General features: G+C 47.0%; 16 protein-coding genes and 1 tRNA gene. 8 read left to right on the top strand and 9 right to left on the bottom strand.

Going from position 1 to position 11,643, the window contains the following annotated elements:
• Positions 1 to 157: 157 nt before the first annotated feature.
• The 3 genes from LL912_RS04740 to LL912_RS04730 form a co-directional block, all read right to left on the bottom strand.
• Entirely contained in the window at positions 158 to 577 is a 420-nt protein-coding gene (locus tag LL912_RS04740) for an SH3 domain-containing protein (protein WP_231002707.1), read from the bottom strand.
• A gap of 15 nt (positions 578 to 592) precedes the next feature.
• Positions 593 to 1,072: a BON domain-containing protein gene (locus LL912_RS04735; RefSeq protein ID WP_235552404.1), complete on the bottom strand. Its 480-nt coding sequence runs from the start codon at positions 1,070 to 1,072 to the stop codon at positions 593 to 595.
• A gap of 170 nt (positions 1,073 to 1,242) precedes the next feature.
• The gene (locus tag LL912_RS04730; protein WP_235552403.1) at positions 1,243 to 2,802 is read right to left on the bottom strand and encodes an MFS transporter; all 1,560 of its coding nucleotides are present in this window, start codon (positions 2,800 to 2,802) and stop codon (positions 1,243 to 1,245) included.
• An 88-nt stretch (positions 2,803 to 2,890) separates the two neighbouring features.
• On the opposite strand from LL912_RS04730, the gene LL912_RS04725 reads away from it, so the two are divergent.
• Positions 2,891 to 3,754 (top strand): AraC family transcriptional regulator, encoded by an 864-nt coding sequence (locus tag LL912_RS04725; protein ID WP_235552402.1) that lies wholly within the window; start codon positions 2,891 to 2,893, stop codon positions 3,752 to 3,754.
• Positions 3,755 to 3,794: 40 nt separating this feature from the next.
• Here LL912_RS04725 and LL912_RS04720 read toward each other — a convergent pair whose 3' ends face one another.
• Together LL912_RS04720 and LL912_RS04715 are read right to left on the bottom strand one after the other, a co-directional pair.
• Positions 3,795 to 4,205, bottom strand: coding sequence for a VOC family protein (locus LL912_RS04720; protein WP_235552401.1), 411 nt, complete (start codon positions 4,203 to 4,205; stop codon positions 3,795 to 3,797).
• Between the two features lie 163 nt (positions 4,206 to 4,368).
• Positions 4,369 to 5,046, bottom strand: coding sequence for an aspartyl/asparaginyl beta-hydroxylase domain-containing protein (locus LL912_RS04715; RefSeq protein ID WP_235552400.1), 678 nt, complete (start codon positions 5,044 to 5,046; stop codon positions 4,369 to 4,371).
• A gap of 244 nt (positions 5,047 to 5,290) precedes the next feature.
• On the opposite strand from LL912_RS04715, the gene LL912_RS04710 reads away from it, so the two are divergent.
• Positions 5,291 to 6,169: a helix-turn-helix domain-containing protein gene (locus LL912_RS04710; RefSeq protein ID WP_235552399.1), complete on the top strand. Its 879-nt coding sequence runs from the start codon at positions 5,291 to 5,293 to the stop codon at positions 6,167 to 6,169.
• A 63-nt stretch (positions 6,170 to 6,232) separates the two neighbouring features.
• Positions 6,233 to 6,970 (top strand): SDR family oxidoreductase, encoded by a 738-nt coding sequence (locus LL912_RS04705; RefSeq protein ID WP_235552398.1) that lies wholly within the window; start codon positions 6,233 to 6,235, stop codon positions 6,968 to 6,970.
• A gap of 286 nt (positions 6,971 to 7,256) precedes the next feature.
• Here LL912_RS04705 and LL912_RS04700 read toward each other — a convergent pair whose 3' ends face one another.
• From LL912_RS04700 to LL912_RS04685, 4 genes are all read right to left on the bottom strand, one after another.
• The gene (locus LL912_RS04700) at positions 7,257 to 7,778 is read right to left on the bottom strand and encodes a hypothetical protein (protein WP_235552397.1); all 522 of its coding nucleotides are present in this window, start codon (positions 7,776 to 7,778) and stop codon (positions 7,257 to 7,259) included.
• Positions 7,779 to 7,846: 68 nt separating this feature from the next.
• A complete protein-coding gene (locus LL912_RS04695) occupies positions 7,847 to 8,137 on the bottom strand; it encodes a hypothetical protein (RefSeq protein ID WP_235552396.1) in 291 nt (96 codons plus the stop codon).
• 650 nt (positions 8,138 to 8,787) lie between these two features.
• Positions 8,788 to 8,860: transfer RNA gene (locus LL912_RS04690), tRNA-Lys, on the bottom strand.
• A gap of 47 nt (positions 8,861 to 8,907) precedes the next feature.
• Entirely contained in the window at positions 8,908 to 9,534 is a 627-nt protein-coding gene (locus tag LL912_RS04685) for a hypothetical protein (RefSeq protein ID WP_235552395.1), read from the bottom strand.
• A 114-nt stretch (positions 9,535 to 9,648) separates the two neighbouring features.
• Here LL912_RS04685 and LL912_RS25840 point away from each other — a divergent pair, with 114 nt between their 5' ends.
• The 5 genes from LL912_RS25840 (at position 9,649) to LL912_RS04665 (ending at position 11,599) form a co-directional block, all read left to right on the top strand.
• On the top strand, positions 9,649 to 9,951 hold the full coding sequence (locus LL912_RS25840; protein WP_255785559.1) for an ATP-binding cassette domain-containing protein: 303 nt from the start codon (positions 9,649 to 9,651) through the stop codon (positions 9,949 to 9,951).
• Positions 9,952 to 10,025: 74 nt separating this feature from the next.
• Positions 10,026 to 10,277 (top strand): ATP-binding cassette domain-containing protein, encoded by a 252-nt coding sequence (locus LL912_RS25835; RefSeq protein WP_255785558.1) that lies wholly within the window; start codon positions 10,026 to 10,028, stop codon positions 10,275 to 10,277.
• Between the two features lie 99 nt (positions 10,278 to 10,376).
• Positions 10,377 to 10,517 (top strand): hypothetical protein, encoded by a 141-nt coding sequence (locus LL912_RS04675; protein ID WP_235552394.1) that lies wholly within the window; start codon positions 10,377 to 10,379, stop codon positions 10,515 to 10,517.
• 112 nt (positions 10,518 to 10,629) lie between these two features.
• A complete protein-coding gene (locus LL912_RS04670) occupies positions 10,630 to 11,175 on the top strand; it encodes an ATP-binding cassette domain-containing protein (protein ID WP_235552393.1) in 546 nt (181 codons plus the stop codon).
• Between the two features lie 262 nt (positions 11,176 to 11,437).
• Positions 11,438 to 11,599 (top strand): hypothetical protein, encoded by a 162-nt coding sequence (locus LL912_RS04665; protein ID WP_235552392.1) that lies wholly within the window; start codon positions 11,438 to 11,440, stop codon positions 11,597 to 11,599.
• Positions 11,600 to 11,643: the final 44 nt, after the last annotated feature.

The raw sequence follows: 11,643 nt of genomic DNA, 5'->3' as shown, positions 1-11,643 counted from the left end.
ATCTGCGGGGGTATTTCCCGCTGATTGACGCAGATTTTTCCCGCGGGTCTTCACCGGTTTTTCTATTTTGTATCAGTGAAATCTGCAGGAGATATTTTTTCAAATAAAAAACCGTTCCGGTTAGGGAACGGTTTAAAAAAGATTCAGGAAGCCCTGCTTATGCTACAGGCTCCAGGTATTGGGAATAGGCATAACCCTCGGTACCATCATCCGTACGTACGGATGACCACTGGTCGTTTGCCTGGCTGATCAGGGTAATGATCTCATCTTTTTGTGCCTTGCCAACGATTGGCTGATCCGTGCCTGGGCCTTTGCGGATATTAAGTGCCGTTTCCTGTGTGGCTACGCGCACTTTTGAACCGGCTTCCGCCTTGGCGTTCACATTCAGGATCAGATCGCCGCTGGTATAGTTGGGGTCGATCTGGTCGTAAATGCTCCAGAGCTGGTCTTTAACCGCTCCGCTGGGTGCATCACCATCAATATATAAAACACCGTCCTGTTCTCTTACTGCAAGGTTGGCTACGCCCGCAGTGTTGGCGGCGTCAATAAGCGCTTTGTATTTTTCTTCCAGTGCCATAGTTGGGTCCTCCTTTTATTTTACGGTTAATTTTTGCTCCACTTTCCTAGGATGAATAGAGTTTACTTTCTGCATTAAAGTAGCAAGATCCGCTTTTTTAATCTCACCGGTTAATGTTACCACGCCGTCTTTTACTTCGGCTTTCACACCCGGGTGATCTTTGATCGCATCCGCAACGGCAGTGTTCAGCATGTCATCCGGATTGATGGTGGGCGGAGGAGGAGGTGGTGGTACGGTGGCATTGTTTACAACAGATTTTACGCCTTTTACTTCCTTAACAGCTGGGTCTACAGCGGTTTTGGTGGCATCGTCTTTTACAGTACCGGAAATGGTAACAGCACCATCTTTTACATCGGAACTGAGCTGTGCAAAATCAGGGTTGGTTGCTAATTTCGCATCTACTTCCGTTTTGATGTCTGCATCGCTTTTCCCCTTGCAGGATGGCAGCGCAAAAGCAAACGCAGCAATGGCAATCATGGCCAGAACTTTTTTCATTTGATTCGGGTTTTAGTGAAGAAATTTAATTACAAACGAATATAAGTTAATTCCGATACAAAAAAATTAGGGGCATGTTTTTTCTTTCTTAATTTTCGGCGGCATACGGCGGAAGTGTCTTATTCTCTTGCTGGAGCCGGAACTTATGCCAAACCTTTCGCAGGCGTTTTTTATAGAACGCCTTCCTGCAGCTGATCACTATGGGTCAACTTGCCACGTGCTTTTTTAAAGATCAATAAACTGATCAGCGCCAGTACCAAAACACCGACTCCTCCATATAAAAAGATCCGGCTGAAACCCTGTTCCAGCGCCTTTCCGAATGCACCGGGTTGCAACAGGCCCATGGCCGTTTCCCGGTGCGCGATTTGCTCTGCCGTCAGGCTTGCAGCCACCAGCTGTTTCGACAATTCAAACAATTCGGTGGTACGGGCAACAGGGAAGGTTTCTTTCAGATGGGAAAACGTACCCTGCAGCAACAGAAAGCCCATTAAGGCAATATTGATGGCCAGTGTGATGAGCCGGCTGCTCACATCGATTCCCGAGGCCATGCCCGCGCGGTTGACCGGAATGGCGGCCGTGGCGGTATTCGTTACAGGTGTATTAACTATTCCCAGGCCGCTGCCGGCCAGGATGCAACCTGGCAGAAAGGACGGCCACCCCGAATGGGCTGTACGGCCGCTTGCATACAATAATAAAAAACCGGCTCCGATCAATAACAGTCCGAAGGGAATGATGCGCCCCGCGCCATACCGCAGCGACAGGCGTTCGCCCAGGGGCGGAAACACAAGGGTGGGCAATGTATAGGCGAGCAGGTACATACCCGTGGTCAAGGGATCATAATGCAACACCGCCTGGAAGTACAGGGGAAGAAAAACCATCAGGGGCCAGAAGGAAAAATTCATACCGATGCATCCCATAATGGCGCCCGTAAACCGGGACGACCTGAATACGCGGAAGTCGATCATGGGATAGGACTGCCGGTGCTCTACCATTATAAATACAATAATCAGCAGCACGGCGGCAAGCAACACCAGCAGGGAAGCCGCACTGGTGAAGCCGGCTTCCGGCCCTTGCGTAATATAATAGGTGAGCGCAAATACGGCCGCTGATAGTACCAGTATTCCTGCCAGGTCCAGCCGGCCGGCATGGGGATCTTTTGACTCGGCGATGGATGGTTGAACCAGCCACAGGGTGCCCAGTGCCAGTCCGCCATGGATCAGGAATACCCATCTCCAGTTAAGGGCGGTGCTGATCATGCTGCCGATGATGGGGCCAAATCCCAGCCCGATACCCGCAATGATGCCCCAGGCGGCAAATGCTTTACTGCGCTGCGACCCGTCCGGAAACCGGTGCGAAAGCAGGGCGATGGTACAAATAAACATCGCACCACCGGTCATACCTTGGAAAAAACGGGCAGTGATCAGCAGTTCCGTGGTTCCGGCGCTGCCACAGGCCAGGGAGGTGATGCCAAACCCGGCCACGTTGATCATAAATACTTTTTTACGCCCGAAACGGTCGGCCAGTGTACCCGTAGCCATCAGCACCATGGTACAGGCAATGGTATAGGCGTTCATGATCCACTGCAACTGGCTGAAATGGCTACCCAGGGCTTTTTCAAGGGTGGGAAGGATGACGGGCACGCTGGTAATTTCCAGTCCGAACATCAGGGCCGCCAGGCAGATGGCTACCAGTGCCCGGCGGTCAGTCTTTTTTTCTTTTTGGTGATTCATGAATGGTTTTTTTAATGAGGTTGCTAAAGTATACCGGTATTTTATAAAAAACCGGTATACTTTTTATAAAAAGTAGTACTTTTAGCAGATGGTAAGATTCATGATGCATACACCGCTTGAAGTGGTTCGCCAGCGCATGGAAGCCGTATCTACGGTGGATTTTCAGAATCATTTTTTCCAGATCTGTATCGTAGTGAGCGGGCAGGGCTGTCTGGGGATGGGGGCACACCGCACGGCATTCCGACCGGGAAGCGTGATCCTGTTAACGCCGGATGATGTCCATCATTTTGAACTGGAGCAGCCCACAGAATTCCTTATGGTACGTTTCAGCAGCAGTTACATCCGGTCTTTTGAGTGGAAAAAGATGAACCAGATGGAGTGCATCCTTTATTATGCCCGTTATCTTACAGGCTGCATTATGCGAACGCCCGCCGATAATGTGCTGGTTACCTCCATTGCCACATCGCTGCTGCATACCCTGGAGCATCCGGATCTTTACCAGGAAGATGTGGTGAAACATTTTGTCAACGCTCTGATCGTGATCGCGGCGCGCAATATTGAGAAAGCGGGACCGCCGGCCGCATCGGAAAATGTAGATAAAAAACTGCTGGATATCATTCATTATATTGAAGGCCACATCTTTGACCCGGTGCAGTTAAAGGCTGCAGCTATCGGGAAGGCCTTTGGTGTTTCCGCCGGGTATATCGGCCAGTACTTTCAGCGGCGCTCGGGAGAAACGCTGCAGCATTTTATTACGCAATATAAGCTGCGCCTGATTGAGCACCGGCTGAAATTTAGTGATATGCGGGTGAATGAAATTGCAACGGAATTTGGTTTTACCGATGAAAGTCATCTCAACAAGTATTTTAAAAAGCAGAAGGGGGTGGCATTGACCCGGTTCCGGAAAGAATATGCAGCAAAAACGGTAGTCCCGCATACGGAAGCCGGCTGAATTTAGAGCGTCCAGAGCGGATATCCGTTTAAGCACATCTTCAGACTTCTTTACCAAACCGCTTCCTGGCCGCATCCGACACCGGTGTAAAAAAATTAACCAGGTTGCCATCCGGATCCCTGAACAATAAGGACCGGTTACCCCAGGGCATGGTGGTGGGCGCCTGCACAATTCCGCTATACGACCGATCGCTCAACAGCTGGTATCGCTCATCTACATCATCCACATAAAACTCAATAATAACCGACTGGTTGCTGGCAGCTGCCGCCACTGCCTGCCCGCCAAATAGCTCCAGCGTGCGGGTACTTCCAATTGCCAGGGTGCCGGAAGCGGTGCTCAGTTCCGCAAAATCTTCTGTATAAAAGGTAAACTGCCCGCCGGTAACAGCTTCATAAAATTCAACCAATGGCCTGACTTCCGTGGTAATGATCCGGATAGATGCTAGATTCATAATGTATGTTTTAATGCAAAGGGAAGGTAGGAGACTGACAATAGTATGTCAGCAGTCTTTTCATAAAAGAAAAGGAGCGTGCCGGCTATTTTAAGACCGTCTGTTGCAATTATTTCAAAAAGCCGCATGGCGGACGGTTCAACCCGGAAATCAATGATGTACCTCAACGCATCCGTAATTCCTGCTCCATTTGATTGGCAAGTTGTGTTGCGGTTGGGGTGTTTTGCAAGCGCAGTGCCGTAATAACCTGCTGTTGCTTTACTGTATCAACCGGATCTTCTTTCCTGTGCTGATCCGACTGGCTGAAGAGCCCACGCAGCCAATCGTTGACCAGGCAATCGATCACCAGGTGCACCCGGTCCGTGTTACCTTTGTTACTGACCTGGTGTGTGAGATTGGCGTTGATATACCAACAGTCGCCCGGCTGCATATTCAGGCGGGTTTCCTCTACGAAGAATGCAACGTCCGGATTGGTTACAATGGGGAAATGGAGCCGCGCTTCCCCCATTTCAAAAGCCAGTTCATGGTCGCGGTGTGGTTTGATCTCGGCGCCCGCTTTTAAATTCAGGAAACGTACCGACTGTACGGGACAATTCAGGGAGCGCAGCAGCAACTCAACAGAAGGGAAATGCTGCATATGCGTAGTATCGGCATAGGTTTGTTCACCCATCAGGTCGGGTACAATGCTGTCCTTTCCTCCCGGTGTACGCAGGGGCAATACGGTCCATGCTCCCTGGTAATGCAGGGTATTAAAATGTGACTGCCAGTGATACGGGTAGCCGGCCAGCTCTGCAGCAATGGAGGCAGGAGGTATAAGCGGTATTTTGGCAAAGCAGATCATTGAACCAAATTTACTGGTTTTCCAGGAAAAAGAACGGTTGGGCGGGCGTATTTCATAAAAAGCGCAGGGTAGCAGGCCTTCCTTACCGGAGGAGATGGAGTTGTGAAATGAATGCTTCAGCAACCAATAAACTCTCGGGCTTCAAAGTAAAAAAGTTATAATAAAGTATCAAAAGAATGCGAGTTTTGTACTTCGATCACCGGTTAGCGGTTATCAAAGGCGCAACCTGTCAAATTTTTGAATAATGAACATGCAAGAGCAAAAAGAGAAAAATGAGGGTTTACAGCACGAGGGGCTGGGAATAAAGATCCGCTCAAACGACAACCCATATCTTGCTGCTGATATGCAAAAGAAGCTGCTGGAACCGCGCCGATTGTCTTCCTATTTTATTGTATTGATTGAAAGCGGTTCCATTACCTATCATCTAGACGCCCGGGACTTTACGCTTACGGAAGGGCACCTGCTTTTTGCGATGCCCAACCAGCTGTTTACGCCACCGGTTAAAACAGCGGATCTTAAATATTTCAAGCTGCTGTTTGATGAAAATACATTGGCCTTGCTGCCACAGCAATTCCCGTTCCTCGTAAACCCTTTTCATACACCAACCATCGTTTTGGACGGCGCCGCAAAAGAACGGGTAACAACGGTTTTTGGAATTTTAAATCAGCTGCTTTACATAAACAAACATGCCACCGACACGGAGATCCTGTTGGCGTACCTGGGCACATTGCTGTCGGAATTAAACAGTGCCTATTTTAAAAACAAAGAACCCGTCCATATCTTAAACCCGAACCTTTCAAAGTTTATCGAGTTTAAATTGGAGGTAGAAACCGCTCTTACAGAACAGCCTTCCATCAACGCCATTGCGGAAAAACTAGCTTTATCCACCAATAGTTTGTACCGGATTGTAAAAGAATACGCCGGCACATCCCCCAAAGACTATTTTATCAACCGCCTGATGGCGGAAGCTCAGCGTAAACTGCGCTATACAAATACTTCGGTCAAAGAACTGGCCTATGAGCTGGGGTTTAATGACCCCGATTATTTTTCAAGGCTTTTTAAAAAAAGCACCGGGAAAAGCGCCAGTGAATTTTTGTCCAGGCAGGATTTGTCGGGAGAATAAGCAGATTTGTCCATTCCCGCTGCCGGAGGCCCTGCTAGTTTTGCGTTATAAAATTCACACAACATGAAATTTGCATTAGTAACAGGAGCCAACAAAAGCATTGGTTTTGAAGTGGCACAGCAACTGGCCCGGGAAGGAATCTTTGTTTACCTCGGCAGCCGGAATTTAGAAAATGGTGTTGAAGCCGCTGATACATTAAAAGCGAAGGGATTCAGCAATGTAGAAGCGATTCAACTTGACATTACCGATGATGCATCGGTACGTAAAGCCCGTGAGAAAATAGGTAATAAAACAAACGGGTTAGACATCCTTATTAATAATGCGGGGATTTATGGTGGTTATTCGCAAACGGCTCTTAATTCGACGGTTGACCAGTTTAAGGCGGTGTATGATGCAAATGTATACGGCGCCGTACGCGTTACGCAGGCGTTTATTGATTTATTGAAAAATGCGCCGGCGCCCCGTATTGTAAACGTCAGTTCCAGTCAGGGCTCCATTACCCTCCACAGCGATCCAACCTATAAATACTACGACTATAAAGCTGCGGTATATCTTTCTTCCAAAGCGGCCTTAAATATGTATACCGTGGTGTTAGCGTACGAGTTTAAGAACACGCCCTTTAAAATAAATGCCGTTTGCCCGGGGTATACAAAAACCGATTTCAATGGGCATCGGGGACCGGGAACGGTTGAAGATGCGGGGAAACGGATCGTAAAATATGCGCTTATTGGTGATGATGGTCCAACAGGAAAATTTTTTAGCGAGGAAAATAATCCTGAAACAGGAGCAATACCCTGGTAAGAGATCCGCAAAGTTTTTTTTGAATCATTTGATATGCATAACATCAAAAAGATCGCCCCTAAGAGCGATCTTTTAATTTCTAATAGTTGCTAACGTCTATTTGGATTCGATAAGCCAGATTATTCCGCCAAGGACACAAAGCATGATTATTAATAGAAAAAAATTTGCCGTTGCTTTGGAATTATTTTTTTCCTTTAAAGCTTGTCTGATGTCATTTACTTTCTTATAAATTGAAAAAGCAGATAAAGGATACAATATTAGGTACATCAAATTCATCGGTCCGGTTTTAATTATAAATTTCATTTGCTATACATACTCCAAAGCTTACAACAGCTATTGCAACACCTATCGGCCCTAAAAACTTGGATGCAACTTTCTTAAAGGCTGTTTTCATCGTCGCTACCGTCCATGCAAAAGCTGTTGATTGGCCTAAAGCCCAAAGAAAATCTGCACCAATTGCTGTCATTGCGCATTTTACGTAATCAGATCCTTGAAGTTCTTTAGCTGACGCTGTATTTGTAAAAAAGTTCAAATAGCTCTTTACAACATTACTGGATTCTTGTTGTTTTTGTTCAATGTCCGTCAATGTCATTACAAAAGGAACTAAATCTTCTTCCCTTCCATTAGCCTCAATTAACATGTCCTGAATGTCTTGTTCAGTAAAGCCTTTTGCATAAAGATATTGCCTGGCCTCAAGAATAAGGGGGGCAAGGGCTGCCAACAGAGTCGTAACAGGAATGTTTATCTGATTCTCATAGTTGGTACTCGTAGGCTCATATTGAATTATGGCATCCGTGTTATAAACCAAGTCTGAAAGGTCTTGAATTGAAGTAACAGTATAAATCTCATACCCACTAGGAGATGTACTTCCATATTCTATGTATATCGGCTCTGTGGGTGTTTCAGGCGGAGGTGCTGCCTGGCGGGTGTAGTTCCATTTGAACTGGTTTTTCCAAATGATAGGGCTGAAATTTTTTGTTTGTTTTCCTTTAGTGCCGATCGGAATTTGTTGGCGGCAATTCCTGAAGAACTTTTTTCATACTGATTTTTTTTGCAGGAATTCAGCATTAAAAGATATGTGACAACCGCAAAATTTAAAACCATAATAACCAGCATTCCTTTTGACAATTTTTTAAGGATAGCAAATGTCGATGTAAATAATCTCATAGTGTTGATTTTTGTTGTTAGGTTCCTGCCTCCGGTTTAGACGCTGTGTCGGATATTCCGTCATTAGGCAGTTGTGTTATGTTTTCACTCACATTTGGTTTATACGCGCTCTTGTCTTTGTGGTAGTTCAGGTTACTGCCGCGAATACATTTCTCGCTGTAATATTACGAACATTTGTTTGAAATTATAAATAAAAAGTATTTTTCTTTGAGGGTGAATTGCCGAAAGAGGAGCGAAATTTTTTCCGCTTTGGGGCTAAGTTTAGGATTGACCCCGGTACGAACTATCGAGTTTAGATAACTATTAGCTTTTTGGAGAAGCTGGCCTGACAACCATCAGTGATCGAAAGAGGGGTTCATAGTTTTGTTTCTGTAAAATTTATTAACTCAAAAGCAAACACTAATGTTGTGCTAATCATCGTATTATTAAAACTTCCAGTAGCACCAGATTAACTACATCTTTAAATTTTCCTTTAAGTGTATGCTCGATATTTACCGAAATTGTGTTTGTGAAAAATTTAGAGCCATGCAACTGAATATTATTCAGTCAACTGCAAATATTATTGTGCAAATTTTGAGATTTGAAGTATTGGCACACTAAAAGGGCATAAAAAAGGGACTATGTGATACATAATCCCTTGAAAAGAAACGTGACCCCTCAGGGACTCGAACCCTGGGCCTACTGATTAAGAGTCAGTAGCTCTACCAACTGAGCTAAGGAGTCATTTATTTGAGCGCCCGTTTTTATTCGGGGGTGCAAATATAAGCGATTTATTTTGTTTGCGTAGAATCGGACTTGGTAAAATCGATGACCATTTTATTTTCACCGCAATGGAGCATGGTGTTTCCATGCCTGGGATCCTTGTTGCCCAGGTATGGGTTCACCACTTCATTCTTACCGCTGAGCCAGTTACCCGGCTGCCCCTCGCCAAAAGCCATGGGACATTCCTGCCAGTAGGCCGGGGCCTGGTCGTATTTAACCGTCAGCAGCAACATCCGCAGCGCATCAGACAGGTCATTCAGGGCATGCCTTTTAGCCGTCCAGTCCGGGGAACCAAGAATGGCTGCCGTGCTTGTTTTTGCCGTTTCCAGGGGGAATTGGGCCGTCTGGTAAATGGCACTGTCTTTTTTTAATTCCTCTACTTTAAAATCCGCCAGGGCGGTTTGGAGGGATTGTGCCCCTTTTCCAACGGCTGCACTGTCCCAGTTTACAAACCCGTCGGTCATTACGTAATAAGCCGCCAGCAGGGCTTCCATGGAATGGTTGAATACATCACTGTGTTTGCTTACGGCAATGGGAACCGGTTTTTCCCTCGGAGGCTTGTCTTTTTTTATAAAGATCTTATAAACCAGGAAAGCAGCGATGAGCACTGCAAGGACCATTAAAAGCTTTTTCATATCACTTATAGTATGATTTACTCGTGTGTATTGATTAAATTTGCAGGTTTCAGAAAAACAAAAATACTGATAAACAATCAATTATTTTAACAGAGGGTAAAAATCAGGGGAGATATGTTAATCGGCTTACAGAATGTTACGTTTGAATTTGGTGCAAGGATCATTGTAGAAGATGCTACCTGGCATATACAGCCCAATGAACGCATCGGGCTGATCGGTTATAACGGCACGGGTAAATCCACCCTGCTGAAATTATTTGTGAACCAATACACTCCTTCAGCAGGAACCGTGGAGCGCAGCAAGGAAACCACCATTGGCTACCTGCACCAGGACCTCCTGAGTTTTGATACCAATGATTCCATTTTACAGGTGGCGATGAGCGCTTTTGAAAAAGTGCTGCAGCTGGAAAAGAAATAGAAGCCCTGGGTGCCGAGCTGGAAAAGACCGGCGACGAAAAGACCCTGCTCGAATACACCGACAAGCTCCACGAAATGGAGTTGCTGGGCGGCTATAACATTCAGCATAAAACCGAGGAAGTGCTGCAGGGGCTGGGGTTTTCCAATGCCGACCTGAACCGTCCGTATAAAGAATTCAGCGGGGGATGGCGGATGCGGGTACTGCTGGCCAAGATGATCCTGGCCAAGCCCGACCTGCTGCTGCTGGATGAGCCCACCAACCACCTCGATTTGCCTTCCATTGAATGGCTGGAAAAATACCTGCAGCATACCAGGGTGCCGTGGTGATTGTGAGTCACGATAAATTTTTCTCAACCGGGATGGTGACCAAGATCGTGGAGCTCTACCAGCGCGAACTGCATTTCTATAACGGCAATTACGAATTTTATGAAAAGGAAAAAAGCCGTGCGCATCGAGATGCAGCAAAAAGCTTATGAGAACCAGCAGGACTATATCCGCCAGAACGAGCGCCTGGTGGAGCGTTTCCGCGCCAAGGCCAGCAAGGCCGCCATGCACAGAGCATTATGAAAAAAACTCGACAAGCTGGAACGCATTGAGGATGTGGCGATTGAGCGACCCGATCTTCGCATTAACTTTAGGGTGATAAAGTACCGGGCGGGGGTACGGTGGAACTCGACCATTGTCGAAGGCATTTGGCGACAACGTGATCCTGAAAGATGCCAAGGCGGAGATCGAGCGGGGCGATAAGATCGCACTGATCGGGGCCAACGGTAAAGGAAAATCGACCCTACTGCGGATTATGCCGATGCGGAATCCTATAACGGCAACCGCAAATGGGGACATAAACGTGGAAGAAAGCTTTTATGCCCAGCACCAGCTGGAAGCCCTCACCCTGGAAAATACCATCCTGGATGAAATGCGGGGCTGCGGCAGCCAGATGACGGACCTGGAATTGCGGGCGCTGCTGGGTTGTTTTTATTCAGCGGCGATGATGCCGATAAAAGATCCGGATCCTCAGCGGGGGCGAAAAGCCCGCGTGGCCCTGGCGAAGACTATCGTAAGCAAGGCCAATTTCCTGATGCTGGATGAGCCTACAAACCACCTGGATATGCACAGTGTGGACCTGCTCATCAATGCTCTTAACCGATACGAAGGCACGATGATTCCTGGTAAGCCACGACCGGCACTTTATTTCAAAAGCGCCACAAGATCTGGGAAATCGTAGACGGAAGATCAAAGAATTTAAGGGCCCTTATGATGAATGGTAGCCTGGAACGAGCGGATGCGGAAACAGCTGACGCTGAAAAAGCGGGAAGCCAATGCACAGAAATCGAAACCCGCTGCTGTAGCAGCAACCACACCAGCACCGCCTCCAACACCGCGCCGGTAAGCAATGCCCCCATCAATAAGGACTGAAAAAGGAGATCCAGCGCCAGCAAAAATTATTTCAGCAAACGGAGGAGGCGCTGAGTAAAAATAAAGCGCTGATGGCGCAGCTGGAAAAAGACCTGGGCGATCCGCAGATCTATTCTGATCGCAACCGCTTCTTAAAGGCCGAGCAGGATTATGCCGCTGCCACCAAGGAGAACCAGCGGCTGGAAAAAGATTATGAAGCCATTTTTACGAAATTGATGGAGCTGGAAGGATAAAAGACCTTCAGATCCGCCCGGCATCAATGCTACATGGGTAATAT

It is taken from the genome of Niabella agricola (assembly GCF_021538615.1).
GTDB classification, from domain to species: Bacteria; Bacteroidota; Bacteroidia; order Chitinophagales; family Chitinophagaceae; genus Niabella; species Niabella agricola.
Note: the sequence above shows the minus strand (reverse complement) of the source record. Positions and strands in the feature narration are given on the sequence as shown.